This window comes from Nocardia cyriacigeorgica GUH-2 (assembly GCF_000284035.1).
Lineage (GTDB): Bacteria > Actinomycetota > Actinomycetes > Mycobacteriales > Mycobacteriaceae > Nocardia > Nocardia cyriacigeorgica_B.
The window spans coordinates 4,911,804-4,936,829 of the sequence record NC_016887.1 but is presented as its reverse complement, the minus strand read 5'-3'; the positions used below and the strand labels follow the sequence as shown (position 1 = coordinate 4,936,829).

The following is a 25,026-nucleotide window of genomic DNA, read 5'->3' as shown; positions in this document are numbered from 1 at the left end:
AGTCGGACCCATGTTCCGCCCCGACGCGCCGTCGCCGACCCTGTGCGGACGCCCGGTGGCGACGGATCGGGCGCTGGTCATGGCGATTGTGAACCGCACCCCGGATTCGTTCTACGACCGGGGCGCCACCTTCACCGATGCCGCCGCCATGGACGCCGTCGCCCGTGCCGTGGACGAGGGCGCCGACCTGGTCGACATCGGTGGGGTGAAGGCCGGGCCCGGTGAGGTGGTCGACGCCGCCGAGGAGACCCGCCGGGTGGTCCCGTTCGTCGCCGCCATCCGCGCCGCCTACCCCGACCTGCTGATCAGCGTCGACACCTGGCGCGCCGAGGTGGGGCGCAAGGCGATCGGGGAGGGCGCCGACCTGATCAACGACACCTGGGCGGGCGCCGATCCGGATCTGGTCGCGGTCGCCGCCGAACTGGGCGCGGGCATCGTGTGCAGCCACACCGGCGGCGCCGTGCCACGCACCCGGCCGCATCGGGTGCGCTACACCGATGTGGTCGCCGAGGTCACCGCGACGGTGGTGCGGGCCGCGGAAGCGGCGCTGGCCGCCGGCGTGCGCCGCGATTCGATCCTGATCGACCCGACGCACGATTTCGGCAAGAACACCTACCACGGGCTCGAACTGTTGCGTGCAGCCGACGATCTTGTAAATACCGGATGGCCGGTCTTGATGGCGCTCTCCAACAAGGATTTCATCGGAGAGACTCTTGGTGTCGATCTCACCGAGCGGCTGGAGGGCACATTGGCAGCAACGGCATGGTCGGCGGCGGCAGGCGCTCGAGTCTTCCGCGTCCACGAAGTCGCCGCGACCCGGCGCGTAGTGGACATGATTGCCGCGATACAGGGTATCCGGCCCCCCGCACGAACCCTGCGAGGTCTGGTATGAACATCCAACACCGTGAGCCCAGCTGGGCGATGACGAATACCTGGGATACCCCGGACTGGCCGGTGGACGAACTCGTCGCCGCCAAGGCCGGCCGCACCGTCTCGGTGGTGCTGCCTGCGCTGAACGAGCAGGACACCGTCGCCGCGGTGGTGGCCAGCATCCGGCCGCTGCTGGGCACGCTGGTCGACGAACTGGTGGTGCTCGATTCCGGATCCACCGACGCCACCGCCGAACGGGCCCGCGCGGCCGGGGCCCGGGTGGTCAGCCGGGAACAAGCCGTCCCTGAACTCGATCCGGTGCCGGGTAAAGGCGAGGTGCTGTGGCGTTCGCTGGCGGTGACCAGCGGCGACCTGGTGGCCTTCGTCGATTCGGACCTGATCGACCCCGATCCGGCCTTCGTGCCGAAACTGCTCGGCCCGCTGCTGACCATGGACGGGCTGCACCTGGTCAAGGCGTACTACCGCAGACCGCTGCGGCAAGGTGGCGCGGTCGAAGCGCACGGCGGCGGCCGCGTCACCGAACTGGTGGCCCGCCCGCTGCTGGCGGCGCTGCGCCCGGACCTGTCGGAGGTGCTGCAACCGCTCGGCGGCGAATACGCGGGCACCAGGGAACTGCTCACCTCGGTGCCCTTCGCCCCCGGCTACGGCGTGGAGATCGGCCTGCTGCTCGACACCTACGACCGGCTCGGCCTCGATGCCATCGGCCAGGTCAACCTGGGCGTGCGCACCCACCGCAACCGCCCGCTGGCCGACCTCGGCGTGATGAGCAGACAGATCCTCGGCACCGTCCTCGGCCGCAGCGGCGTCCGCGATTCCGGCGCGGCGCTGACCCAGTTCCCGCTGATCGGCGACGAGTTCACCGCGCACAGCACCGAGGTGTGCCTGACCGATCGACCGCCGATGAACACGGTGCGGCCGGAGAGCGTCGCGGCCTGAGCGGTCGCTACCGGAGGACGCTCAGCCCGCGTCGGGCTTGTGGGTGTCGTCTTCCGTGGATCGCGACGGCGACGGGCCGGTAGACGATTCCGGCGCAGGCTGGTCCGAGACCGGTTCCTGGTCGGGTGCCGCAGCGCTGGGCGTCCGCACGCCCGCGTCGGATCGCTCCTGGCCGGCGGGGGCTTTCGCCGACCGGCTGTAGTCGGCCGGTGCTGACTCGTCGGCGTCGCTCCCTGCTGACCGGGCCGCACCGCCCGGGGCCTGCTGGCCGGCGTCGGCTGTGGCCTGCTTATGGATCCCGGGCCGTGCGTGTCGGCCGAAGTGGGCGGGTGTCGGCTCGTCGGCGTCGCTCGGTGCCGACTCGGCTGCCTCGCCCGGCGCCTGCTCGTCCGCGCGACCCGGTCCGAACTCTTCCGGCGCTATCGGACCGCGCTCCTCGGGCGCTTCCGGCTCGAAATCAGCTGCCGCGGCGCCGGTCTCCTCGGCCGCCTCCTCCTCATCGGCGCGCGCGTGTTCGGGCCCGGATTCGTCGGCGAGCCGGGCCTGCAACTCCGCCACGGTGACGTGGGCGCGGCGGTGCTCGGCGGGCTTGCGGATGAAGATGGCGACGGTCACCAGCAATCCGATTGCGATCAGCGCCACCGCAATGGTCGTCATCACATTCACCTGTGCCTCCGCGTCATGTGATTGCCGGAAAACCGGGGCCGAATATCGCCGGTGGATCGAAATGGTTATTTCCTGGCTATCTAAGCATGGAGTGGTGAGGTCGAAGCCCGAGGGTGAGCGCTCGCATGGAGGTGTCGTGGGAGGAACATCTCGGGTGCGGCCGATCATCGGGACGGGCCGGTTCAGCGGCCGCACGCCGCGCTGCCGACGGACCGTGCTGGGGTTCAGGAGTGGTTACGGCGCCCCGGTGCGGCGGGCGTCAGTGGCGGGGCCGCAGGACGTGTCGTGTGGCTGGATCGCGGCCGGGGAGTGAGCGCCGCCGACGGTGGCGCTGGCGGCTCAGCGGCGGGTGCGCAGTGCCGTCGGCCGCACTTCGGCCGGCTCGTGGCGATAGACCGGCGTCAGCAGTTCGGCCTCCAGCGGCTCACCGGTGGCGCGGTCGAAGCGCACGGCGATCAGTACCGAGAACCGGCGGGTGCCGGCGCGTTCGTGCAGCCCGGCCAGGCGGGTGGCGAGCAGGCGGACCGCACCGAGCGAGCCGGGTGGGTGCAGGCCGTCGATCACCAGGATCGAACCCTGGCCGTCGGGGCGCGGCAGGCGGGCGAGGTAGGCGATGTCGTGCGGGTCGGGGCCGGAGGGGCGGTACACCCGGCGGGCGGCGCGGTCCTCGATGCCGCGACGGCCGTCACCGGCGCGGGCCACCGAGCGGCGCAGCCGGGGGTCGGCGGCGATGAGCTGGCGCAGGCTGGGGGAGAGTTCGGGCCCGCCGAGCACGATCAGCCCGTCGCGGTTCAGGTCGATGGGATGTCCGGGCGGGAACTGTTCGACGGTGACCGCGAAGCCCAGCTGACGCAGCAGCTCGGCCAGGCGAGTGGCGGCGGCCGGGTCGGGCGCACCGATCAGCCGTCCGGTCCGCACCCGGGGCGTGAGCACGGTCAGCGCGCCGTGCCCGAAGAACAAGCCCTCCGGCGCCGGGCCCTGGGTGCTCACCTGATGGATGCGGGCCCGGGAAAGCCCGGCTGCCGCACCGATTCTGGCGAACGTCCAGCCCTCGGCATGTAACTCACGGATCACCGCGCGACGAATCCGCGTGAGTTCGTTGATGGTCTGCTGCGCCGCCGCGACACCGTCAGTGGCTGCCTTGAGGCGCTCGACCTTGTCCTCGATCGCGAACACCCGCGCCACGTCATCGGCCGACATGTGCGAAGTGTAGACAGCGTAAGCCGGACGGGTGTCTAGTTCGCTTGACAGATCAGGTGGCGTCCGAGTCGATCGGCGGACGTTCGTTGCGCTCCAACGGTTTCTCCAGCTTCGGCGCTGGGTAACCCGGCATACCGCTATTGGTGCCGTACAGATCCTGCTTGTCCGGCATGGCCTTGCCGATATCGGTGAACAGCGAATCGTCGCCGTTGAGAAGGTGTTTGGTCACCATCGATTTCGGGGTCATGCCGCGCAGCTCGTTCAGATCGGCGAGCGGCTTACGCAGGTCCTCGAATTCGGGGCCGAGCTCCTGCTTCAACTGCGCGGTCGCGCCACTGGCGTAATCGCGCACCTGCCGCAGACTGCGCGTGGTCCAGCGCACGGCACCGGGCAGGCGTTCCGGGCCGAGGATGACGAGGGCGGCCACGAGCAGGATCACCATCTCGCTCCACCCGATGCTGCTGAACACCAGACCAGGCTACCGCGCGCCGGGGCCGCCGGGTCAGTCGGATTCCAGGGTGACCGGAACGTCCACCTGCCGGCCCTCCCGGATCAACCGCACCGTCACCGTCTCGCCGATCTTGTTCTGCTGCACCGCCACGACCAGCTCGTCCGGCCCGGTGACCTCGCGATCGCCGACCTTGACGATGACGTCGCCCTCCACGATGCCGGCCCGTGCGGCGGGCCCGCCGGGCACCACATCGGCCACCTCGGCGCCGCTCATGGCCTCGTTGGCGACGGCCTTGGTGCGCGCGCTCAGACCGATCACCGGATGGTGCTTGACGCCGTCGCGGATCAGCGTCTGCGCGACGTCGGTGACCACATCCACCGGGATGGCGAAGCCGAGACCGACCGAACCGCCGGTCTCGCTGCGGATGGCGGTGTTGATCCCGATGACCCGGCCTTCCATGTCCACCAGGGCGCCACCGGAGTTACCCGGGTTGATCGAGGCGTCGGTCTGCACGGCGTCGATGACGGCCTTGGTGTCGCTGCCCTCGCCCTCCAGCTTCACCGGACGGTGCAGCGCGCTGACGATGCCGGAGGTGACCGTTTTGCTCAGTCCCAGTGGGGAACCGATGGCCAGCACGGCGTCGCCGACGCGCACGTCCTCGGACTTGCCGAGTTGCGCGACTGTGAGATTTTTCACATCGACCTTGAGCACCGCGAGGTCGGTCTTGGTGTCCCGGCCGACGATATTGGCCGGCACCCGGGTGCCATCGGAGAACATCACCTGGATCTTGGCATTGCCCGAGCCGTCCTGGGCGGCCATCGAGATGACGTGGTTGTTGGTGGCGATGTAGCCGTTGCCGTCGATGACCACGCCCGAACCGGTGGCGCCGTTGTCGCCGACGGTGGTGCGAATCGAGACCACCGAGGGCAGCACCGCATCGGCGACCTGAGCGATCTGGCCGTGCGGCTGCTCCGAATCGCCGGTCTGCTCGAGAGCGACCTTGCGGGAGGTCAGGGTGGAGGCGGTCTCGGCGGTCAACCGGCCGACCAGGCCACCGACCAGGCCGATGGCCAAGGCGATGGCGGCCAGCAGGGCCAGCGCGCGCGGGGCGACCCGGGAGCCGAACAGCACCTCGCGCGCCGACAGCTTGGTGGCGGCGCCAGCGGTCTGCGGTGCGGGCGTGGGCAGCGCGGGCGCGCCGAGGCGGGCGCCGGATTCCGGATCGCGCCACGGATCGGCGGGGCCGGCGCCCTGGGTGTCGCCGGTGGCCGCGTCGGGATCGCGCTGCAGGAGTTCGGTGGAGCCTTCCGGGCGGCCGAAGGCCTCGGCCAGCACGGCGTCCGGCGGCCGGTTCTGCACCTGATCGGCGCCCTGGGCGGCAGCGGCCGCGTCAGTGCGGGGTGCGAAGGATCCGGCCTGGCCGGAGGGGCGGCGGAAGGCGCGAGCGGTGTGGGTATCCACATGCGGGCGGTAGACCGGGCGCGGCCCGAGCACGGGCGCGTCCGGCGGCCGCAGGTTCCCCCTGTTGGCCGCCGAATCCGAGGTGTCGGCCGATCCGGTGTTCGTCGATTCGGTGGTCACGCGCCAAACTCTACTTGCGCCACCAGGTTGTCCACCGCCTACTGTCGAAGCTCGCCGCGAAAGACCCACTGAGGAAACCGGAAACGGCCTCGTCACGGGAATTGCGGGCGGCCGCGGCGGAACGATCGGTGCCGGGGAGTTCGCCGAGGGGAATGCGGGTCAGGCTGTCGTGCAGCCCGTGCGGAATGGAGATCTGGGCGGCGCGGCGCAAGGCGATGCGGGCCTGCTGCTGGGCCTCGACCTCGGCGGCGCATTCGGGGCACACGGAAATGTGCTGGGCGGCACGCAGATAGGCGTTCATCCGCAGTTCGCCGTCCACATAGGCGGCGACGGCCTCGCTCGCCAGATGCTCGGTGGAACGGAAACGCGGTGAACGACCTGACGTACCGGAGTCGCCACTCATTCGGTGCTCATCCTTCCAACCGACTCGATCACGGCCGGGCCTGGCGCCACGGCCGGGGATCACCCGTTCTTGCTGGTTCAGGACTTGCTCGCCGCGTCGGCGAACCGGTCCTGGGTTCCATTATGCGCAAGGTGATCGCGTAGTGCCTGACGGCCGCGATGGATCCGGCTGCGGACGGTGCCCAGTTTGACCCCGAGGGTGGCACCGATCTCCTCGTAGGACAGCCCCTCGATGTCGCAGAGCACGACCGCGGCACGGAACTCCGGGGCCAGCGCGTCCAGCGCCGATTGCAGATCGGGGTCGAGGCGGGCGTCGTGGTAGACCTGCTCGGGGCCCGGTCCCTGGGCCGGCACCCGGTCGTAGTCCTCGGGCAGCGCTTCCATCCGGATGCGGCCGCGGCGGCGGACCATGTCCAGGAACAGGTTGGTGGTGATGCGGTGCAGCCAGCCCTCGAAGGTGCCCGGCTGGTAGTTCGACAGTGAGCGGAAGACCCGGATGAAGGTTTCCTGGGTGAGATCCTCGGCGTCCTGGGCGTCGCCGGAGAGGCGGTAGGCCAGCCGGTAGACCCGGTCGGCGTGCTCGCGGACCAGTTCGTCCCAGGTGGGCATGACCGAGCGATCGCCGGTGGCATCGAAGGCCGCGGTGCCGGTCAGTTCTTCCTCGGCGACCTCGGCCGGTTCCAGTGCGGTGAGATCACGCTGCGTCGGCAGCTCGGGCAGGGTGGCGTACTCGCGCGCCGCATCGACCATGTGGATGGGAAATACCTCCTACTCGGGACCCGAGGCGATGGAGTTCGGGCAGCGGCCCGGATCCACGGACCGTCGCTGTCGGGTACAACCGATGGAAGGTGTCCGGTTGTTCCCGACCCGGTGCTCTGGCTCGTTCGCCTGCCGGTCGGCTGGTCTTGCGTGCTGCCTACTCTTTCCTGTCGCGATATGGCCTGTGTATGGAGATCCTGAGGGACACCTGAGAATGTTTCGGGCCGCTGGTCACGGTTTGGCATAGCCTCATGGGCGTGGCATCGAACCTGGAGCGAAATCTCGCCTACGTGGAGGAATCCGTCGTGGAGGACGAGATCCTCGTCAGCGCCCGCGAACGGGCCACCGAACTGGGCGCCGCGCCGGTGGCGCCGTCCGTCGGCGCGTTGCTGAGCATGTACGCCCAGATGCTGGGCGCACGGGCGGTGGTCGAGGTGGGCACCGGCGCGGGTATCAGCGGTTTGTGGTTGCTCGACGGTATGCGCGAGGACGGCACGCTGACCACGATCGATTCCGAGCCGGAGCATCAACGCGCGGCCAAAGAGGCCTTCCGTGCCGCCGACATCCCGCTCGCGCGCACCCGGCTGATCAACGGCCGCGCCCTCGATGTGCTGCCGCGGCTGGCCGACGGCGCCTATGACCTGGTGTTCATCGATGCGGCGCCGGTCGAGCATCCGCAGTACGTCGCCGAAGGGGTGCGGTTACTGCGCGACGGCGGGGCGATCCTGCTGCACAACGCGCTGCTGGGCGGGCGGGTGCCCGATCCCGCACAGCGTGATGCGGCCACCCAGGCGGTGCGCGCGGCGACCCGGGCGATCGCGGAGGATCCGAACCTCACCAGCGTGCTGATTCCGGTGGGCGACGGGCTGCTCTGCGCGTCGCGTGGGTGACACCTCCCGTCGTCGATCACCGCGCCGCTCGGACTGACGCGCTCGGCGCCACGTGCTGCTGACGCCGGCGCCGCTGCCGTTCCGCGCCGCCCGCGGCTGCCGTATGCGCTGATCAGTGCCGGTGTCCAGATCTCTCGACCGAAGACTTGCGCCCACCCATTGACGGCTGATTGAACGAGTGTTTAGTATATTGAACATGTGTTTAACAGATCAGCCGTATCGGAAGGATCCGCCCCGGATCTGAGCACTCGTGCGCGCATTCGCGACGCCGCCATCGCCGTCTTCGGTGAGCAGGGGTTCAACGTCGGGGTTCGTGCCATCGCCACCGCCGCCGGTGTCTCGCCGGGGCTCGTCAACCACCATTTCGGGTCGAAGGACGGGCTGCGCGCGGAATGTGACGAATACGTCCGCAAGGTCATCCGCGATTCCAAGCTGGATTCGGTCGAGCGGCCGTCGTCGTCCAACATCCTCGGTCAGCTCGCCGAGATCGAAAGCTTCGGACCGGTCATCGCCTATATCGTGCGGAGCTTTCAAGCCGGTGGGGCGCTGGCGGGCACGTTGTTCGAACACATGGTGTCCGATGTCGAGCAATATCTGCGGGCGGGAATCGCCGCGGGCACCATCCGCCCGCTCCGCGATCTGCACGCCACGGCCCGATATCTCGCGCTGAACAACGGCGGCGGCCTGATGTTCTTCCTGCAGCTGTATGCCGCCGAACACGAGGGCCCACTCGATTACGGCAAGGCCCTGCGCGCCTACGCCGACCAGATGCTTGTCCCCGGCGTCGAGCTGTTCACCAACGGTCTGATGACCAGCTCGATGATGCTCGACGCCCTTCTCGATCAACAGAGTCCAGATACCTAGATCTCCTCAGGAGTTCCCATGACATCGGCAATCCACGTCCGGGATCTGTACAAACACTTCGGCCAGGTCCGCGCCCTCGACGGGCTGGATCTGGAAGTGGACCAGGGCGAGGTGCACGGCTTCCTCGGCCCCAACGGTGCCGGCAAATCCACCACCATCCGCATCCTGCTCGGCGTGCTGGCGCGCACCTCCGGTGAGGTGCGCTTGCTGCGTCGCGACCCGTGGGTGGACGCGGTCGAACTGCACCGCCAGATCGCTTATGTGCCAGGCGATGTCACGCTGTGGCCGTCGCTGTCCGGTGGTGAGACCATCGACCTGCTTGCCCGGATGCGCGGCGGTATCGACACCGCGCGGCGGGCGGAACTGATCGAGCGATTCGAACTCGATCCGCGCAAGAAGGCCCGCACCTACTCGAAGGGCAACCGGCAGAAAGTCGCACTGGTGTCGGCGTTTTCGTCGAACGCGGAACTGTTGCTGCTCGACGAACCGACCTCGGGCCTGGATCCGTTGATGGAGCAGGTGTTTCGCGACTGTGTGGCGGAGGCGGCGCAGCGCGGGGTCACGGTGCTGCTGTCGAGTCACATCCTGTCCGAAGTCGAGGTGCTCTGTGAGCGGGTGACCATCATCCGGTCCGGACGCACCGTGGAGTCCGGGACGCTCTCGTCGATGCGGCATCTGAGCCGCACCTCCATCACCGCCGAATTGACCGGCGACCCAGGCGATCTCAGCGCCTTGCCGGGCGTGGCCGATGTGCGGCTGGAGGACCGCACGTTGCATTGCCAGGTCGACAGCGAGCATCTCGGCGAGCTGATCCGCATTCTCGGCGACACCGGCGTGCGCAGTCTGGTGAGCCAGCCGCCGACGCTGGAAGAGCTGTTCATGCGTCACTATTCGGTCGCAGGCGATCAGCCCGACGCCGAGTCCACCGCCGATTCCGAGCTGCTGAAGGTGCGGAAATGACCACCGCCACGCTCTCGCGGCCCGGCGAGCACCGAGCCCCCGCCCGCTACGGCACCGCCGACGGATTCGCCGGTACCGCCCGCATGCTGCGCTTGGCGCTGCGCCGCGACCGAATCGTCTTGCCCGCCTGGGTATTGCTGCTGTCGGTGCCGTTGGGCAGCGTCTACGTCGCGAGCATCGACACGGTCTATCCCACCGAGGCCGACCGCGCGTCCTTCGCCGATTCCATCCTGGCCAGCCCCTCGCAGCTGGCCATGTACGGCCCGATCTACAACACCAGCATCGGTGCGGTCGGTGTCTGGAAAGCGGGGATGTTCTTCACCCTGATCGCGGTGGCGACCATCCTCACCGTCATCCGGCACACCCGGGCGGAGGAGGAGACCGGACGTTCGGAGCTGGTGGCCTCCACCTCGGTGGGCCGCTTCGCCGGGCTCACCGCGGCGCTGGTGCTCGGGCTGGGTGGTGCGCTGGCCACCGGCCTGATCGGCGCGTTGAGTCTGGCGGCGACCGATGTCCCGGTCACCGGATCGCTGGCCTTCGGGGCCGCGCTGGCCGCCTCGGGCATGGTGTTCGCGGCGGTGGCCGCGGTCGCCGCTCAGCTCACCACCAGCGCCCGGCTGGCCCGCGGCATCGCCTTCGCGGTGCTGGCGCTGACCTACACGATGCGCGCGGTGGGCGATGCCCAGGCAGGCAACGGCCCGGTCAGCCCGCTGACCTGGCTCTCGCCGCAGGGCTGGTCGTTGCAGGTGCGGGCCTTCGCCGGAGACCGCTGGTGGGTGCTCGCGCTGCATCTGGTGACGGTGCTGGTCTGCGTCGGCGCCGCCTACCTGCTGCTGATGCGCCGCGACGTGGGCGCGGGCCTGATCGCCGAACGGCTCGGCAAACCCGCCGCCGGCCTCGGGTTGTCCGGCCCGATGGGCCTGGCCTGGCGCCTGCAACGGGGCACCCTGCTGGCGTGGACCATCGGCCTGGGCCTGTACGGGCTGCTGATCGGCAGCGTGGTGCACGGCATCGGCGACGAGCTCGGCTCCAACGACACCATCCGCGACCTCATCACCCGGATGGGTGGCACGGATTCGCTGGAGGACTCGATGGTCACCTACGCGTTCACCATGCTCGGTGTCGCGGGCTCGGCGTACGCCATCTCGGCCACGCTGCGCATGTTCGGTGAGGAGAACAGCGGTCACGCCGAAACGGTCGTCACCGGTGCCGTGGGCCGCCTCCGGTGGGCGCTGTCGCATCTGGTGTTCGCGCTGGGTGGACCGGTGCTCGCCATGCTGACCGCCGGTCTGCTCGGCGGGCTGGTCTACGGCCTCGCCGCCGACGACATCGGCGACAAGCTGCCCGGTGTGCTGGCCGCGGCGCTGGTGCAGTTGCCGGCGATCTGGTTGTTCGTCGCGATCACCGTGGCGCTGTTCGGGCTCGCGCCGCGCTGGACGCCGGTGGCGTGGGGTGTGCTGACGGGAGCGATCGCGGTATTCCTGCTGGGCTCGGTGTCCGGCGCACCGCAGTGGCTGCGCAATCTCGAGCCGTTCAGTCACGCGCCGAAGGTGCCGGGCGCGGAGTTCACCGTGGCACCGGTACTGGTGGTGACCCTGCTGGCGGCGGTCCTGCTGGCCGTCGGCCTGGTCGGCTGGCGCGGGCGAGACTTGCGCTGAACCGACACGAGCAGTGCCCTCTGGCCCTCCGTCAGGGGGCACTGCTCCGTCTCAGACCCAGGTCCCTTTACCGACGGTGACGACGCCGCCGTTGCTGATGGCGAACCGATCCCGGTCGCGTTCCAGGTCGACGCCGATGATCTCGCCCTCGGAGACCACCACGTTCTTGTCCAGAATGGCGCGCCGCACCACCGCGCCCTTGCCGATGCGCACCCCCGGCATCAGCACGCTGCCCTCCACGGTGGCGCCGTCGTCGACCACCACATTGGCGCTGAGCACCGAATTGCGCACGGTCGCCGCCGACAGGATCGAGCCCGCGCCGACAATGGATTCCTGCGCCAGCCCGCCCTGGGCGAATTTGGCCGGCGGCAGATTTTCCGCGGCACCACGGATCGGCCAGTGCTTGTTGTAGAGATTGAACACCGGATGCACCGACACCAGATCCATATGCGCCTCGTAGAAGGCGTCGATGGTGCCGACATCGCGCCAGTAGCCGCGGTCGCGGTCGGTGGCGCCGGGGACGTCGTTGTCGGCGAAGTCGTAGACGGCGGCCTGCCCGGCGGAGACCAGCTTCGGGATGATGTCGCCGCCCATATCGTGGTCGGAATCGGAATTGTCGGCGTCGGCGCGGATCGAATCGACCAGCACCCGGGTGGTGAACACGTAATTGCCCATCGACGCGAAAGTCGAATTCGGGTCGTCGGGGGTGCCGGGGGGATGGGCGGGCTTTTCCAGGAATTGGGTGATGCGCCCGGACTCGTCGGAGTCGATGCAGCCGAACGCGCTGGCCTGGCTGCGCGGCACCCGGATGCCGGCCACCGTCACCCCGGCGCCGGATTCGATGTGATGGGCCACCATCTGCTCGGGATCCATCCGGTAGACGTGGTCGGCGCCGAAAACCACGATGTAGTCCGGGTCCTCGTCGTAGATGAGGTTCAGCGATTGCATGATGGCGTCGGCGCTGCCGGTGTACCAGCGCGGGCCGAGCCGCTGCTGCGCCGGGACCGGCGTGATGTATTCACCGGCGAAACCCGACAACCGCCAGGTCTGCGAAATATGCCGGTCCAGGGAATGCGATTTGTACTGGGTGAGCACGCACAGTCGCAGGTATCCGGCGTTGACGAGGTTGCTGAGGACGAAGTCGATGAGGCGGTAGGCACCGCCGAACGGGACCGCCGGCTTGGCGCGGTCGGCGGTGAGTGGAAAGAGTCGCTTGCCCTCGCCACCGGCGAGCACGATTCCGAGTACGTGCGGCTGGCTCCTCACACTGTCAAACTACCGAACCTCACGCCCGGAGGTGGGGTGGCGTGCGAGTGGCCCGGGCCGGGCCGAGCGTCTACGTTGAATCCGTGAGTTTCGCGCACGCGACGGCGATGACGGAGCCGGCCGATCGGCTGCGGGTCGCCATGCTGACCCGCGAATACCCGCCGGAGGTCTACGGCGGTGCCGGCGTGCACGTCACCGAACTGGTGGCCGAGCTGCGCGCGCTCGCCGAGGTCACCGTGCACTGCATGGGCGCCCCGCGCGACGACGCCGTGGTGCATCAGCCCGATACCCACCTCTACGCCGCCAACCCCGCTATCCAGATGATGTCGGCCCAGCTGCGGATGGCCGATGCCACCGGCGAGGTCGACGTGGTGCATTCGCACACCTGGTACACCGGCCTGGCCGGGCATCTGGCCGCCACCCTCTACGGCATTCCGCACGTGCTGACCGCGCACTCGCTGGAACCGCGGCGGCCGTGGAAGGCCGAGCAGCTCGGCGGCGGCTACCGGCTCTCGTCGTGGTCGGAACGCAATGCCGTCGAACACGCCGACGCCATCATCGCCGTCAGCGCGGGCATGCGCCGCGACGTACTCGACGCCTATCCGGCCGTCGACCCCGCCCGGGTCCATGTGGTGCACAACGGCATCGACGCCGCGGTCTGGCATCCGGGCCCGCCCGCGGCCGGCACCGAACCCTTCCTGTGGGAGTTGGGGGTGCGCACCGACCGGCCGATCGCGGCCTTCGTCGGGAGGATCACCCGGCAGAAGGGCGTCGGGCATCTGCTGGCCGCCGCCCGCGATTTCGATCCGGAGATCCAGGTGGTGTTGTGCGCGGGCGCGGCCGACACCCCGGAACTGGCCATCGAGGTGGCCTCGGCGGTGGATGAGCTGAGCCGTCGCCGCGGCAATGTGTTCTGGGTGCGCGACATGCTGCCCACCGAGCAGATCCGGCAGGTGCTGGCCGCGGCCACCGTCTTCGTCTGCCCGTCGGTGTACGAGCCGCTGGGCATCGTCAATCTGGAGGCGATGGCCTGCCGCACCGCCGTCGTCGCCTCCGATGTGGGCGGCATCCCCGAGGTGGTCGCCGACGGTGCCACCGGACGGCTGGTGCATTACGACCCGGCCGCGCCGGGCGCTTATGAGCGTGGCCTCGCCGAAGCGGTGAACGAGCTGGCCGCCGCCCCGGTGCTGGCGGCCGAATATGGGGCCGCGGGCCGCGCCAGGGCGGTGGCGGAATTCGATTGGTCGCGGATCGCCGCGCAGACCGTCGAGGTCTACGACCACGTCCGCAAGCCCTGAAACGGTCAGGCTGCGGTGGGCCGGTAGGTGGAGACCAGCACCGAGGCGGTCACCTCCATGGCGTCCGGCAGGGCGGCGACCCTGGACTCGACCGCGTCCGTGTGATGGGCCGACGGACCCATGCCGACCACGTGCGCGATCTCGGCGCGGGTGAGTTTCATCGGATACTCGACCGCACTGCGCTCGACCAGCTCGAAATGCCCGGACATGGTGGCCGTCAGCCGATCCTGCTTGTCCGGGTCGACACTCACCATGCCGAGCGGTTCGATCAGCTCGGCCAGATGCCGGTCGGTGGGGGTGACGACGACGAACCGGCCGCGCGGGCTCAGCACCCGCGCCACTTCGCCGGGATTGCGCGGCGCGAACACCGACAGCGCCGCGTCGACGGTGTCATCGCGCAGTGGCAGGCCGCGCCAGGCGTCGGCGACCACCGCCGCGGCCCGGGGATGGGCTCGGGCGGCGCGTCGCCCGGCGGGCTTGGCCACGTCGAGCGCGATGCCGTGGGCATGCGGTAGCGCGTCCAGCACCCGGGCCAGGTAGTAGCCGGTGCCCGCGCCGATCTCCAGCACGAGCGCGGACGCGCCGGGGCCGGGGCCGGATGATCCGGCAGACCCGTCCCCGGCGACGGCCACGACGGTGGCATCGGCGATGGGCGCGAAATGGCCTGCGCCCTGGAAGGCCGCTCTGGCGTCGAGCATGGCCGCGGTATCGCCGGTCATCTTGGTCGAGGCACCGGTCAGCAGGGTGATATAGCCCTGCTTGGCGATGTCGAAGCTGTGCCCGGTGGCGCAGCGCAACGACCGATCCGACCCGGCCAGCCCGGCCCGGCATTCCGGACAGGCCAGCGCGCCCGTCACCGCCGACAGTGCCGAGTGCGTAGTCGGGTGACTAGCTGGTGACACTCTTCAGTTCGTCACCGAGCGCTGCGGCTTCATCCGGCGTGAGCTCTACGACCAGACGCCCGCCACCCTCGAGTGGAACCCGCATGACGATCCCACGCCCTTCCTTGGTTGCCTCGAGGGGACCGTCCCCGGTGCGGGGCTTCATGGCCGCCATCCTCTGCTCCCTCCAGATCTGCGCGGTGTGCTGCGCACTTGCTTGGAACTCCAGTTGTCGCCAACTGGGCAGCTCGCCGGCATGTGGCGAGCTGCACTCGGTCTATTCTTCCTTATCGCCGGAGTGGACGGATACCTGAGTTCGAAATGTGACCGCTCGGTAGGTCTAGCGCCCCTCGGCGCCGACCCAGCAATCGGCGAGGTGATCGTCGACCAGGCCGGTCGCCTGCATCAGCGCGTATGCCGTGGTCGGGCCCACGAATCTGAATCCGCGGCGCTTCAATTCCTTTGCCAGAGCGGTGGATTCGGGTGTGATGGCGGGCACGTCGGCGAGGGTGCGCGGGCGCGGCCGCGGGGGTGGCGCGAACGACCAGATAAGCTCATCGAGGCTGGTATCGAGCTCGAGCGCCACCCTGGCGTTGGCGATGGCGGCGTCGATCTTGGCGCGGTTGCGCACGATGCCGGGGTCGGCGAGCAGGCGGGCGCGGTCGGTGTCGTCGAAGCGGGCCACCTTCTCGATGGCGAACCCGGCGAAGGCGGCCCGGAACGCCGGGCGTTTGCGCAGGATGGTGATCCAGGCCAGGCCCGATTGGAAAGCCTCGAGGCACAGCCGCTCGAACATGGCGTCGTCACCGTGCAGCGGGCGCCCCCACTCGGTGTCGTGGTAGTCGCGGTAGAGCTGCGATTCCAGCGACCACGGGCAACGGACCGGATCCACGGCCGTCATCGCGGGTCCGGGCCCACCGGCGGCTGCGCCGGGCCGGGCTGCGCGGACGCCGCCTGCCCACCGGCGGCCTCGGCACGCGCCTGGGCCAGCTGGCCCTGGAGTTCGTCGATCCGCGCGGCCAGCCGCGCCAGCGCCCAGTCCACCTCACCGGCCTTGTAGCCGCGCAGCACCTGCTGGAATCGCAGCGAGCGCACATCGGCGCCGGAGATCCCCTCGACCGGCAGCACCGTCGCGGTGGTGCCCTCCGGTAGCGGCCCCAGCTCCTCCGACCGCCCGAAGACCGCCCCCGCCAGCAGGAACAGCACCGCGGCCACCAACCCGACGATCAGCACATACAACAGCAGCGTGAGCATGGGTTGAGCTTATGGGGTAGGACCGACAGGCTGTCGCTCGGTAAGCGTCGTCGTCGGCTCAGAGATGACGTGTGGTGTCGATGCCCAGCGACATGCCCGCCAGCCCACGCCGCCGCACCGCGAGCTTGTCGGCGACCTCGCGCAGCGCTACTGCGGCCGGGTTCTCCGGATCGCGCAGCACGATCGGGGTGCCCTCGTCGCCCGCCTCGCGCAGCGACTGCTCGATCGGGATCTGGCCGAGCAGCGGCACGTCGGCGCCGACGGCGCGGGTGAGGCGCTCGGCGACCGCCTGGCCGCCGCCGGAGCCGTAGAGGTCCATACGGGTGCCGTCGGGCAGGTCCAGCCAGGACATGTTCTCCACCACGCCCGCGATCCGCTGCCGGGTCTGCAAGGCGATGGCGCCCGCGCGTTCGGCGACCTCGGCGGCGGCCGGCTGCGGGGTGGTGACGACCAGGATCTCGGCGTTCGGGATCAGCTGGGCGATGGAGATGGCCACGTCGCCGGTGCCGGGCGGCAGGTCCAGCAGCAGCACGTCCAGATCGCCCCAGAACACGTCGGCCAGGAACTGCTGCAGCGCGCGGTGCAGCATCGGGCCGCGCCACACCACGGGGGTGTTGCCCTGGGTGAACTGGGCGATGGAGATCATCTTCACGTCGTGCGCGATGGGCGGCATGATCATCCGCTCGACCTGGGTGGGCCGGGCGTCGGTGCCGAGCATGCGCGGAATCGAGTGGCCGTAGATGTCGGCGTCGAGCACACCGACGGAGAGCCCGCGCGCGGCCATGGCGGCGGCGAGATTGACGGTGACACTGGACTTTCCGACACCGCCCTTACCGGAGGCCACCGCGTACACGCGGGTCAGCGAGCCGGGCTGGGCGAAGGGGATGACCGGTTCGGCGGAGTCGCCGCGCAGCTGCTTGCGCAGTTCGGTGCGCTGCTCATCGTTCATCACGTCCAGGTCGACGGTGACCGCGCCGACGCCGGGGACATCGGCGACGGCCTTGGTGACCCGCTGGGTGATCTCGGTGCGCAGCGGGCAGCCCGCCGTCGTCAGGTAGACCTCGATATGGACATTGCTGTCGGCGCCGATGGCGACGCTTTTCACCATGCCCAGTTCGGTGATCGGTTTGCGAATTTCCGGGTCGTCGACCTTTGCGAGGGCGCCCCGCACGTCCGCTTCCGTTACCACTGGCATGTCGCCGATTTTAGGCGTCTCAGATACGGGGCAGCTGTGCGGGCTGTGGTGCGATCCCCGTGCCGTAGGAATTCGCCCATGCCATGACGTTGGCGACGTAGGCCATGGAGTTGTTGTAGCGCAGGATCGCCTTGGACTGCTGGGCCAGATCTCGCATGTCCAGGCCGCCGTCGCAGAGGTATTTGCCCGCGGTGAGGGTGGCGTCGTAGTAGTTCTGCGGATCGGCGATGCCGTCGCCGTTGCCGTCGGCGGCGTAGTGGGTCCAGGTCTCGGGCAAGAACTGCATCGGGCCGACGGCGCGGTCGTAGCCGGACAGGCCGTCGAGGGCGCCGCCGTCGGAATCGTGGATGACGTTGTTGCCGGCCAGGCTGCCGTCGAGCACGGGGCCGTACACCGGGTCGAGGGCGTTGCCGTCGGCGTCGGCCTTGCCGTTGTAGATGTGGGTCGACTCGACCCGCCCGATGCCCGCGAGCACCGTCCACGGCATATGGCAGGTGGGGTTCTCCACGGCGAGGGCCTGTTCGGCGGCGACGTAGGCGGCGTGTGCGATGCCCGGGATGCCCATTTGCGCGGCCGGTAGGTCGGCGGGCACCCGATCTTCGGGTAGCGCAACGGTTTTCACCGTCGGCGGGACCGCGCGCGACTGCTTGGCCATCGCGTGGGTGAGGCTTTCCAGGTCGACGACGGTCTGGGCGTCCGCCGCGAAGCTCGCCGTGTCGTCGATGCTCTCCTCGGGCAGGTGTGCCTGGATCGAGGCCGCGGTGGGATCGGTGCCGACCGCCGAGGCGGTGTTGACGGCGACGAGGCCGGCGGGAACGAGCCCGGTCAAGGCGAGTACGGAGCTTCGCCGAACAGTAGGCGGCTGTTGTTTGCGGTGACGCCCCACGGTGCTGTGACCCTCCATCGACTCAATGAGCCGAGCTCGCGGTCGAGGCGCCGGCTCCGTTACGAGCCGTTGTCTCCGCCGTGAGCCCTTCGTGACCTACGAAGGGAGACTACAGCATCCGAGACCTTTTTGTTACTGCTTCGTGATCTGTGTTCCGGTTTGAAATCACTGCGGGGGAGCGGGAAGTGGGACCACGATGCCGAACGGCAGCGTGACCGCCGGCTGCGGAGTCGGCGACGCGGTGGGCGCGGGCGGCGGCGGGGGACCGGGCTCGGGCGTCTTCGACGGTTCGGCCTGCGGCTGGGCGTTCGGGTCCGCCGGTGCGGGCGGGGCCGGCTCGCCGGGCGCCTGCTGGGCGGGCGCGGGCTGACCGGGCTGCGCCGGGTCGGCAGGCGGTGCGGCCGGTGCCGGTGCCCCGGGCTTGGGCATCGGTGCCGGCACCACCTGGCCCGGCGCGGGCGGCGGAGGCGGCGGGCAGAAGATGCCGCACGGGATCGGCGGCAGGCCCGGGATGATGATCATCGGCTCGCCCGGAGCGGTGGTGGTCGGCGGCGTGGTCTCGGTGCCCGGCGGTGGGGTTTCGGTGGTGGTGGTCGCGGTGGTGGTGTCCACGGCGGTCATGTCCGGGCCCATCTCGATCGGGGCGCTGCCCGGCGGGATGAGTTCGGGGGAAATGGTGACCGGGGCGGGCGTGCCGCCGGTGCGGTAGGCCGCCGACCAGCTCAGCACGTTGGCCGCATACGACATCGAGTTGTTGTAGCGCAGCACGGCGCGCAGTTCTTGCGCCGGATCGCGCAGGTTCAGCCCGCCCGAGCACAGGTATTTGCCCGCGGCGAGCGTGGCGTCGAAGACGTTGTGCGGATCGGACACGCCGTCGCCGTTGCCGTCGGCGGCGTACAGGCTCCAGGTGCCGGGCAGGAACTGCATCGGGCCGATGGCGCGCACGTAGCCGCCGTCGGCGGCCTTGATGATCTCGTTGCCGGGCAGCGTGCCGTCCAGCGCCGGGCCGAAGATCGGGGTCACCGATGTGCCCGCGGCGTCGGTGCGGCCGTTGCCCGCATGACCGGATTCGATGCGGCCGATGCCGGCGAGCAGATTCCACGACAGGCCGCAGCCGGGCATCGACGATTCCAGGGCCAGTTCGGCATTGCGGTACGCGGCGAGAACCACCTCGGGGATGCCGAGGGTGCCGCCGCCGATCGGCAGCGAGATGCTCTGCAGCGGGACGACTCCGCCGAAGGGCGGGGGCGCGCCGTCGGCGGGCGGGGTCATCGCGCGTAGCTTGCGCGGCGGCTCGGGAGCCACGGGCAGCAGGCCGATCGTCTGGGACAGCTTCGAGGGGGTGTCGTCGCCTGCCTCGTCGGTGGTGCGCGAGGAGGCCGCGAGCAGGGCTTCCGGAGCCTTCGGAGGTGTGGTGGAGGTGGTGGTGTGGGTGGCGGATCCGGTAGCGACCAGGCCGGCGACGACGAGTGCCGAGACGGTTATCGGGGCAGGTATTCGCATTCGGCCGCACCAATCCTCTACGTCGCGGGAAGCAACCGTCCCGGACATCCGGGCCGGCTCGCTCTGGACAACGTGATCCAGGTTACCCATCGGTCAGAAGGCTGTTGCGTATTTCCGGTCAATCATCGGAGACGGGTGATGAAACCGGGGCCGTGCCCTGCTTTCTACCGGAGCTTTTCTTGCGCGTGACCTTTCCGGCCTTGTCTGAGCGAGGTTCGTGCTCGGGCAGCGTCGCCTCGGCGAGTCGGTCCAGCACCTCGCGCATTTCGTCGAGTTCGCGGCGCAGGTAGTCGCGGGTGGCGACCTCGCCGACGGCGATACGCAGCGCGGCCAGCTCACGGGCCAGGAATTCGGTATCGGCCTTGGTCTGCGCGGCCCGCATCCGGTCTTCCTCTAGCGAGACCCGGTCGCGGTTGTCCTGGCGGTTCTGCGCCAGCAGGATCAGCGGCGCGGCATAGGCAGCCTGGGTGGAGAAGGCCAGATTGAGCAGGATGAACGGGTACGGATCCCAGCGCAGCGCCACCACGAAGACGTTGAGCAGGATCCAGACGACCACGATCACCGTCTGCAGGGCCAGATAGCGCCCGGTGCCGAGGAATCGGGCGATGCGCTCGCTGGTGCGGGCCAGCGCCTCGGCGTCCCAGTCGAACCGGAATCGCGATTCGACCGGCGTCTCGAGCCGTTGCCTTGCCGGGTTCATGGCCCGGCCCACCGGGGTCTTGTCAGTCACGGCCGGCCACCCCTTCGTGTAGCTCCTCGTCCTCGCGCCAGTCCTCGGGCAGCAGATGATCGAGGACGTCGTCGACGCTGACGGCGCCGAGCAGATGGTTCTCCTCGTCCACCACCGGCCCGCAGACCAGGTTGTAGGTGGCGAAATAGCGGGTGACCGCGGCCAGCGGCGCCTCCGGCCGCAGCGTGGCCAGATCGGTGTCGAGCAGACCGCCCACCAGATGCGCGGGCGGTTCGCGCAGCAGCTGTTGCAGATGCACGCAGCCCAGATAGCGGCCGGTCGGCGTGGAGGTCGGCGGCCGCACCACGAACACCATCGACGCCAGCGCCGGGGTGAGATCCGGATTGCGCACCCGCGCCAGCGCCTCGGCGACGGTGGTGGCCGGGGTCAGCACCACCGGGCGCGGAGTCATCAGGCCGCCCGCGGTGTCGGGGGAGTGTTCGAGCAGCCTGCGTACCGGCTCGGATTCCTCCGGGTCCATCAGCGCCAGCAGCGATTCGGCCTCGTTCTCGGGTAGCTCGCCGAGCAGGTCGGCGGCGTCGTCGGGGTCCATCGCCTCGAGCACGTCGGCGGCCCGGCGCACCTCGAGCCGGCCGAGCAGATCGACCTGATCGTCGTCGGGCAGTTCCTGGACGACGTCGGCGAGGCGTTCGTCATCGAGGGCCACCGCGACCTCCAACCGGCGCTTGTCCGGCAGTTCGCGCAGCAGATGCGCGACGTCGGCGGCCCGCAATCCCTCGAACTGTTCCAGCAGGCTGGTCACGTCCTGGCCGGGCCTGCCGATCTCGTACGGCGTCAACCCGCTGACGTGCTGCCAGTCGACCACATGCACCGTGCGCCTGCGGCCCAGCCGCCGATGCCCGCGCACCGCGACCCGGGACACCCGCCAATCCCGGGTCCTGGTCTGCTCTAGGCCGAGATCGACCACGAACACGTCCACACCGGCCAGATCGGGCAGATCCGGGTCGTGCACGCGCACCGCCGAATCCACGATCTGCGCCAATGCCAGCAGTTCGCCGGGCCGCTGGGCGAAGCGGCGCAGGCTGACGGTGCCGGTATTGAGGGTGACGTTGCCCGGCTCGATGGCGGTCACCCGCAGCATCGGCACGAAGATCCGCCGCCTGGTCGGCAATTCGACCACCAGGCCGTGTACCCGGGGCTGTTGGCGGTCGTAGCGGACTGCCACGACCATGTCGCGGATGCGGCCGATAGACTCGCCGTCCGGTCCCAGCACCGCCAGGCCGGCCAGCCTGGCGACGTAGACCCTGGTAGCTGCCATGACTGCCAGACTAATGACACTGCGGGCCGATTTCGGCCGACGACAGGAGTGTTGATGAAGCCACGCCGTTCCGTTCTGGCTGTGCCGGGCAGCAACCCGAAGATGATCGAGAAGGCCAAGGGGCTGCCGGTCGACGAGGTGTTCCTGGATCTGGAGGACGCCGTCGCCCCGCCCGCCAAGGCCGCCGCCCGCGCCAATATCATTGCCGCGCTCAATGATTCCGGCTGGGGCTCGCAACTGCGGGTGGTCCGGGTCAACGACTGGACCACGCCGTGGACCTACCAGGACGTGATCAGCGTGGTCGACGGGGCGGGCACCGCGATCGATGCGATCCTGCTGCCCAAGGTCACCGACGCCGGCCAGGTGCGGGCGCTGGATCTGCTGCTGAGCCAGCTGGAGCAGGCCAATGGGCTCGAGCCCGGTCGCATCGGGATCGAACCGCAGCTGGAGAACGCGCTCGGGCTGCGCAATATCGACGCGATCGCCACCGCCAGCCCCCGGGTGCAGGCGCTGGTCTTCGGCCCGGCCGATTTCATGGCCAGTATCAATATGCGCACCCTGGTCGTCGGTGAGCAGCCGGAGGGCTACGACACCGGCGACGCCTACCACCACATCCTGATGACGATCCTGCTCACCGCCCGCGCGCACGGCCTGCAGGCCATCGACGGACCGTACCTGCAGGTGCGCGATGTCGACGGATTCCGCCGCGCCGCCGCCCGCACCGCCGCACTCGGCTTCGACGGCAAATGGGTGTTGCACCCGGATCAGGTCGAGGCGTGCAATGAGATCTTCAGCCCGCGCCAGGCCGATTACGATCGCGCCGAATTGATCCTGGAGGCCTACGCCTTCCACACCTCCACCGAGGGCGGGGCCCGTGGCGCGGTGATGCTCGGCGACGAGATGATCGACGAGGCCAGCGCCAAGATGGCGCAGGTCATCGCCGATAAAGGCCGGGCCGCGGGCATGTCGCGCACCACTCGGTTCACCCCACCGGAAAAGTGACGCGCGGTATATAGCACGCCGCGGGGGCGGATGGAATAGCAGAATGGACCTATGACGAATCCCTTGGGGAACGCGAATCGCGGCAGGCAGGGTCTGCCGACGCCGCCGTCGGGCTGGCCGGTGGGGTCGTATCCGACCTATGCCGAGGCGCAGCGCGCCGTCGACTACCTGGCCGACAACCAGTTCCCGGTGCAGGACGTGACGATCGTCGGCGTCGACCTGATGCAGGTCGAGCGGGTGCTCTACCGGTTGAACTGGGGCAAGGTGATCGGCGGGGGTGTGGTCTCGGGTGCGTGGCTGGGCCTGTTCCTCGGTCTGCTGCTGAGCCTGTTCACCACCGGCGGGGCGCTGGGCCCGCTGCTGGTGGGTCTGGTCGGCGGCATCATCTTCGGCGTCATCTCCACTTCCATCCCGTACGCGGCGACCAAGGGGCAGCGCGATTTCGCGTCCACCATGCAGCTGGTCGCGGGCCGCTACGACGTGCTGTGCGATCCCAAGACGGCCGAGCAGGCCAGGGACATGCTGGCGCGGCTGGCGATCTGAGCGCATGGACGTGGTGAACACGGTGCGCGCCGGCGTGCTGCGGCATTTCGGCGTCGACGCCTCCGCGGTGGACGCCGCCTCGGTGACCTTCCTCGGGCTCGAACCGATCGAGATCCTGCGGATCGTGCCTGGTGACGATCTGGTGCATTACGCGACGCTCGGCGGTTCCCGTCATCCGATGGGCGATCCGTCCGAAGTCCTGGCCGACCCGGTGAAAGGCCCACGCGCGGAGCTGATCCTCACCCTGCACGCCGGCCTCGGCGCCGCCTCCGGCCTGGCCCGCACCCTCGGTGTGCTGGCCGCCGCCCCTGCCGTGGAAGGTGTTGTGCTGCAAGAAGATGCGCTGCTCGACCTCGGCGAGCCGATGTGGACGAACGCACCGTTCACCGCGGTCCTCCTCGGCCCCAGCGACATCCCGGACGTGCCCCTGCCCGAACCGGCCGAACCGGTCCGCTACCTCGACGTCGTCCCCGTCACCGCCACCGAAGCAGCCTGGGTCCGGGTGCGCGGCGCACAGGCCTTGCGAGATGCGTGGACGGAAGCCGGAATCGACGTCCGCGACCCGAACCGAGGCGCAGCGTCGTTGTAGAGCGGCGTCGACCGGGGTCGGACGCCGCGTGAATGCGACGGCTTCTCGATAACACACTGAGGGCGCCTGCTCCGTGCGGAACAGGCGCCCTCAGTGGCTGTTATGGAGTCGCGACTACGCCACGCCCTCGGCGCGGGCGGCGGCGGCGACGGCCTCGGCGACGGCCGGAGCCACGCGCGGGTCCAGGGGGCTGGGGACGATCTTGTCGGCGGCCAGCTCGTCGGAGACGACGGCGAGGATGGCGTCGGCGGCGGCGATCTTCATGCCCTCGGTGATCCGGCGCGCGCCCGCATCCAGGGCGCCCTTGAAGACACCGGGGAAGGCGAGCACGTTGTTGATCTGGTTCGGGAAATCGCTGCGGCCGGTGGCCACGATGGAGGCGTACTTGGCGGCGACCTCGGGGTGGATCTCCGGGTCCGGGTTGGACATGGCGAACACGATCGACTCCGGCGCCATCGAGGCGATGAGCTCCTCGCCGATCTTGCCCGCGGACAGGCCGAGGAACACATCGGCGCCGGCCAGCGCATCGGCGGCGGTACCGGTCAGGCCGCGCGGGTTGGTGCGCTGAGCCAGATCGGCCTTGACGTCGTTGAGGTCGGTGCGGTCGCGGCTGACGATGCCCTTGGAGTCGAGCACGGTCACATCGGCGACACCGGCGGCGAGCAGGATGTTGGTGCACGCCACGCCCGCGGCACCGGCACCGGACACCACGACCTTCAGCCCGGAGGTGCTCCGGCCCTGCACCTTGGCCGCGCCGTTGAGGGCGGCCAGCACCACGATGGCGGTGCCGTGCTGGTCGTCGTGCATGACCGGGCAGTCCAGCGCCTCGATGACGCGCTTTTCGATCTCGAAGCAGCGCGGCGCGGAGATGTCTTCCAGGTTGACCGCGCCGAAGCTCGGGCGCAGCCGGATCAGGGTCTCGACGATCTCGTCGACATCCTTGGTGTCCAGCACGATCGGAATCGAGTCCAGCCCGGCGAACTTCTTGAACAGCGCGGCCTTGCCCTCCATCACCGGCAGCGACGCGCGCGGGCCGATATCACCGAGGCCGAGCACCGCGGTGCCGTCGCTGACCACGACGACCAGCCGGTCGGTCCAGGTGTAGCGCTTGGCGAGCGATTCGTCCTCTGCGATGGCGCGGCTGACCTGCGCGACACCGGGGGTGTAAGCGATCGACAGGTCGCGCTGGGTTTCCAGTGGCGCACTCAGCTCTACCGAGAGCTTGCCGCCGAGGTGGCCCGCGAAGATCTCCTCGTGGGTGATCGCCGCGAGGTCGGCGGCGGCATTCTTGCTGGCAGTGGCGTTCGGTGCGTCAGTCACAGATGACACGATTTCACTCCTG

General features: G+C 69.6%; 27 protein-coding genes. 10 read left to right on the top strand and 17 right to left on the bottom strand.

Annotation, left to right across the window (positions count from 1 at the left end):
• Positions 1–10: 10 nt before the first annotated feature.
• Positions 11–892 (top strand): dihydropteroate synthase, encoded by an 882-nt coding sequence (folP, locus tag NOCYR_RS22370; RefSeq protein ID WP_014352687.1) that lies wholly within the window; start codon positions 11–13, stop codon positions 890–892.
• Positions 889–1,827, top strand: coding sequence for a glucosyl-3-phosphoglycerate synthase (locus NOCYR_RS22365; protein ID WP_014352686.1), 939 nt, complete (start codon positions 889–891; stop codon positions 1,825–1,827). The genes folP and NOCYR_RS22365 overlap by 4 nt, the downstream gene beginning before the upstream one ends.
• Before the next feature lie 21 nt (positions 1,828–1,848).
• On the opposite strand, the gene NOCYR_RS28905 is transcribed toward NOCYR_RS22365, so the two are convergent.
• The 6 genes from NOCYR_RS28905 to sigE form a co-directional block, all read right to left on the bottom strand.
• The gene (locus NOCYR_RS28905; protein ID WP_014352685.1) at positions 1,849–2,484 is read right to left on the bottom strand and encodes a hypothetical protein; all 636 of its coding nucleotides are present in this window, start codon (positions 2,482–2,484) and stop codon (positions 1,849–1,851) included.
• Between the two features lie 348 nt (positions 2,485–2,832).
• Complete coding sequence (locus tag NOCYR_RS22355; protein ID WP_014352684.1) at positions 2,833–3,693, bottom strand: hypothetical protein; 861 nt, start codon at positions 3,691–3,693, stop codon at positions 2,833–2,835.
• Positions 3,694–3,745: 52 nt separating this feature from the next.
• Positions 3,746–4,162, bottom strand: coding sequence for a Sec-independent protein translocase protein TatB (gene tatB, locus NOCYR_RS22350; RefSeq protein ID WP_014352683.1), 417 nt, complete (start codon positions 4,160–4,162; stop codon positions 3,746–3,748).
• Positions 4,163–4,195: 33 nt separating this feature from the next.
• A complete protein-coding gene (locus tag NOCYR_RS22345) occupies positions 4,196–5,725 on the bottom strand; it encodes a S1C family serine protease (protein WP_014352682.1) in 1,530 nt (509 codons plus the stop codon).
• A 10-nt stretch (positions 5,726–5,735) separates the two neighbouring features.
• Entirely contained in the window at positions 5,736–6,128 is a 393-nt protein-coding gene (locus NOCYR_RS22340; protein ID WP_014352681.1) for a hypothetical protein, read from the bottom strand.
• A 77-nt stretch (positions 6,129–6,205) separates the two neighbouring features.
• A complete protein-coding gene (sigE, locus tag NOCYR_RS22335) occupies positions 6,206–6,877 on the bottom strand; it encodes an RNA polymerase sigma factor SigE (RefSeq protein WP_014352680.1) in 672 nt (223 codons plus the stop codon).
• Positions 6,878–7,137: 260 nt separating this feature from the next.
• Here sigE and NOCYR_RS22330 point away from each other — a divergent pair, with 260 nt between their 5' ends.
• The 4 genes from NOCYR_RS22330 (at position 7,138) to NOCYR_RS22315 (ending at position 11,258) form a co-directional block, all read left to right on the top strand.
• The gene (locus tag NOCYR_RS22330; RefSeq protein WP_014352679.1) at positions 7,138–7,776 is read left to right on the top strand and encodes an O-methyltransferase; all 639 of its coding nucleotides are present in this window, start codon (positions 7,138–7,140) and stop codon (positions 7,774–7,776) included.
• Between the two features lie 198 nt (positions 7,777–7,974).
• Entirely contained in the window at positions 7,975–8,640 is a 666-nt protein-coding gene (locus tag NOCYR_RS22325) for a TetR/AcrR family transcriptional regulator (protein WP_014352678.1), read from the top strand.
• Between the two features lie 18 nt (positions 8,641–8,658).
• Positions 8,659–9,600 carry an ABC transporter ATP-binding protein gene (locus NOCYR_RS22320; protein WP_014352677.1) on the top strand — a complete coding sequence of 314 codons (942 nt, stop codon included), beginning with the start codon at positions 8,659–8,661 and terminating at the stop codon, positions 9,598–9,600.
• Positions 9,597–11,258, top strand: coding sequence for an ABC transporter permease (locus NOCYR_RS22315; protein ID WP_014352676.1), 1,662 nt, complete (start codon positions 9,597–9,599; stop codon positions 11,256–11,258). The genes NOCYR_RS22320 and NOCYR_RS22315 overlap by 4 nt, the downstream gene beginning before the upstream one ends.
• A 51-nt stretch (positions 11,259–11,309) precedes the next feature.
• On the opposite strand, the gene glgC is transcribed toward NOCYR_RS22315, so the two are convergent.
• Complete coding sequence (gene glgC, locus NOCYR_RS22310; protein WP_048833609.1) at positions 11,310–12,524, bottom strand: glucose-1-phosphate adenylyltransferase; 1,215 nt, start codon at positions 12,522–12,524, stop codon at positions 11,310–11,312.
• Positions 12,525–12,652: 128 nt separating this feature from the next.
• Here glgC and glgA point away from each other — a divergent pair, with 128 nt between their 5' ends.
• A complete protein-coding gene (glgA, locus tag NOCYR_RS22305; RefSeq protein ID WP_048834386.1) occupies positions 12,653–13,822 on the top strand; it encodes a glycogen synthase in 1,170 nt (389 codons plus the stop codon).
• Positions 13,823–13,827: 5 nt separating this feature from the next.
• Here the strand turns inward: glgA and NOCYR_RS22300 are convergent, their stop codons facing one another.
• The 9 genes from NOCYR_RS22300 to NOCYR_RS22265 all read right to left on the bottom strand — a co-directional run bounded on the left by NOCYR_RS22300 (position 13,828) and on the right by NOCYR_RS22265 (position 21,550).
• On the bottom strand, positions 13,828–14,679 hold the full coding sequence (locus NOCYR_RS22300) for a putative RNA methyltransferase (protein ID WP_014352673.1): 852 nt from the start codon (positions 14,677–14,679) through the stop codon (positions 13,828–13,830).
• Positions 14,680–14,710: 31 nt separating this feature from the next.
• Complete coding sequence (locus tag NOCYR_RS28635) at positions 14,711–14,878, bottom strand: DUF3117 domain-containing protein (RefSeq protein ID WP_011211259.1); 168 nt, start codon at positions 14,876–14,878, stop codon at positions 14,711–14,713.
• Between the two features lie 165 nt (positions 14,879–15,043).
• A complete protein-coding gene (locus tag NOCYR_RS22295) occupies positions 15,044–15,604 on the bottom strand; it encodes a DNA-3-methyladenine glycosylase I (protein ID WP_014352672.1) in 561 nt (186 codons plus the stop codon).
• Complete coding sequence (locus tag NOCYR_RS22290; protein ID WP_014352671.1) at positions 15,601–15,957, bottom strand: DivIVA domain-containing protein; 357 nt, start codon at positions 15,955–15,957, stop codon at positions 15,601–15,603. The genes NOCYR_RS22295 and NOCYR_RS22290 overlap by 4 nt, the downstream gene beginning before the upstream one ends.
• 58 nt (positions 15,958–16,015) lie before the next feature.
• Positions 16,016–17,152: an Mrp/NBP35 family ATP-binding protein gene (locus NOCYR_RS22285; protein ID WP_048833608.1), complete on the bottom strand. Its 1,137-nt coding sequence runs from the start codon at positions 17,150–17,152 to the stop codon at positions 16,016–16,018.
• A 19-nt stretch (positions 17,153–17,171) separates the two neighbouring features.
• Complete coding sequence (locus tag NOCYR_RS22280; protein WP_048834384.1) at positions 17,172–18,038, bottom strand: lytic transglycosylase domain-containing protein; 867 nt, start codon at positions 18,036–18,038, stop codon at positions 17,172–17,174.
• Positions 18,039–18,203: 165 nt separating this feature from the next.
• The gene (locus tag NOCYR_RS22275; protein ID WP_014352668.1) at positions 18,204–19,541 is read right to left on the bottom strand and encodes a lytic transglycosylase domain-containing protein; all 1,338 of its coding nucleotides are present in this window, start codon (positions 19,539–19,541) and stop codon (positions 18,204–18,206) included.
• A gap of 118 nt (positions 19,542–19,659) precedes the next feature.
• Positions 19,660–20,241 carry a DUF1003 domain-containing protein gene (locus NOCYR_RS22270; RefSeq protein ID WP_048834383.1) on the bottom strand — a complete coding sequence of 194 codons (582 nt, stop codon included), beginning with the start codon at positions 20,239–20,241 and terminating at the stop codon, positions 19,660–19,662.
• 22 nt (positions 20,242–20,263) lie between these two features.
• Positions 20,264–21,550, bottom strand: coding sequence for a magnesium transporter MgtE N-terminal domain-containing protein (locus NOCYR_RS22265; protein WP_014352666.1), 1,287 nt, complete (start codon positions 21,548–21,550; stop codon positions 20,264–20,266).
• A gap of 54 nt (positions 21,551–21,604) precedes the next feature.
• On the opposite strand from NOCYR_RS22265, the gene NOCYR_RS22260 reads away from it, so the two are divergent.
• From NOCYR_RS22260 to NOCYR_RS22250, 3 genes are read left to right on the top strand one after another with little or no spacing between them, the layout of a single operon-like run.
• Positions 21,605–22,552 carry an HpcH/HpaI aldolase/citrate lyase family protein gene (locus NOCYR_RS22260; protein WP_014352665.1) on the top strand — a complete coding sequence of 316 codons (948 nt, stop codon included), beginning with the start codon at positions 21,605–21,607 and terminating at the stop codon, positions 22,550–22,552.
• A 51-nt stretch (positions 22,553–22,603) separates the two neighbouring features.
• Positions 22,604–23,095, top strand: coding sequence for a general stress protein (locus tag NOCYR_RS22255; RefSeq protein ID WP_014352664.1), 492 nt, complete (start codon positions 22,604–22,606; stop codon positions 23,093–23,095).
• Between the two features lie 4 nt (positions 23,096–23,099).
• On the top strand, positions 23,100–23,684 hold the full coding sequence (locus tag NOCYR_RS22250) for a suppressor of fused domain protein (protein WP_014352663.1): 585 nt from the start codon (positions 23,100–23,102) through the stop codon (positions 23,682–23,684).
• A gap of 114 nt (positions 23,685–23,798) precedes the next feature.
• On the opposite strand, the gene NOCYR_RS22245 is transcribed toward NOCYR_RS22250, so the two are convergent.
• On the bottom strand, positions 23,799–25,013 hold the full coding sequence (locus tag NOCYR_RS22245; protein ID WP_370010383.1) for an NAD(P)-dependent malic enzyme: 1,215 nt from the start codon (positions 25,011–25,013) through the stop codon (positions 23,799–23,801).
• Between the last annotated feature and the right edge of the window lie 13 nt (positions 25,014–25,026).

Bases quoted from the DNA above. Each gene is read 5' to 3' on its own strand.
- folP (WP_014352687.1), top strand. From the start codon at position 11: ATGTTCCGCCCCGACGCGCCGTCGCCGACCCTGTGCGGACGCCCGGTG.
- NOCYR_RS22365 (WP_014352686.1), top strand. From the start codon at position 889: ATGAACATCCAACACCGTGAGCCCAGCTGGGCGATGACGAATACCTGG.
- NOCYR_RS28905 (WP_014352685.1), bottom strand. From the start codon at position 2,484: ATGACGACCATTGCGGTGGCGCTGATCGCAATCGGATTGCTGGTGACC.
- NOCYR_RS22355 (WP_014352684.1), bottom strand. From the start codon at position 3,693: ATGTCGGCCGATGACGTGGCGCGGGTGTTCGCGATCGAGGACAAGGTC.
- NOCYR_RS22340 (WP_014352681.1), bottom strand. From the start codon at position 6,128: ATGAGTGGCGACTCCGGTACGTCAGGTCGTTCACCGCGTTTCCGTTCC.
- sigE (WP_014352680.1), bottom strand. From the start codon at position 6,877: ATGGTCGATGCGGCGCGCGAGTACGCCACCCTGCCCGAGCTGCCGACG.
- NOCYR_RS22330 (WP_014352679.1), top strand. From the start codon at position 7,138: ATGGGCGTGGCATCGAACCTGGAGCGAAATCTCGCCTACGTGGAGGAA.
- NOCYR_RS22320 (WP_014352677.1), top strand. From the start codon at position 8,659: ATGACATCGGCAATCCACGTCCGGGATCTGTACAAACACTTCGGCCAG.
- NOCYR_RS22315 (WP_014352676.1), top strand. From the start codon at position 9,597: ATGACCACCGCCACGCTCTCGCGGCCCGGCGAGCACCGAGCCCCCGCC.
- NOCYR_RS28635 (WP_011211259.1), bottom strand. From the start codon at position 14,878: ATGGCGGCCATGAAGCCCCGCACCGGGGACGGTCCCCTCGAGGCAACC.
- NOCYR_RS22295 (WP_014352672.1), bottom strand. From the start codon at position 15,604: ATGACGGCCGTGGATCCGGTCCGTTGCCCGTGGTCGCTGGAATCGCAG.
- NOCYR_RS22290 (WP_014352671.1), bottom strand. From the start codon at position 15,957: ATGCTCACGCTGCTGTTGTATGTGCTGATCGTCGGGTTGGTGGCCGCG.
- NOCYR_RS22285 (WP_048833608.1), bottom strand. From the start codon at position 17,152: ATGCCAGTGGTAACGGAAGCGGACGTGCGGGGCGCCCTCGCAAAGGTC.
- NOCYR_RS22275 (WP_014352668.1), bottom strand. From the start codon at position 19,541: ATGCGAATACCTGCCCCGATAACCGTCTCGGCACTCGTCGTCGCCGGC.
- NOCYR_RS22270 (WP_048834383.1), bottom strand. From the start codon at position 20,241: ATGAACCCGGCAAGGCAACGGCTCGAGACGCCGGTCGAATCGCGATTC.
- NOCYR_RS22265 (WP_014352666.1), bottom strand. From the start codon at position 21,550: ATGGCAGCTACCAGGGTCTACGTCGCCAGGCTGGCCGGCCTGGCGGTG.
- NOCYR_RS22260 (WP_014352665.1), top strand. From the start codon at position 21,605: ATGAAGCCACGCCGTTCCGTTCTGGCTGTGCCGGGCAGCAACCCGAAG.
- NOCYR_RS22255 (WP_014352664.1), top strand. From the start codon at position 22,604: ATGACGAATCCCTTGGGGAACGCGAATCGCGGCAGGCAGGGTCTGCCG.
- NOCYR_RS22250 (WP_014352663.1), top strand. From the start codon at position 23,100: ATGGACGTGGTGAACACGGTGCGCGCCGGCGTGCTGCGGCATTTCGGC.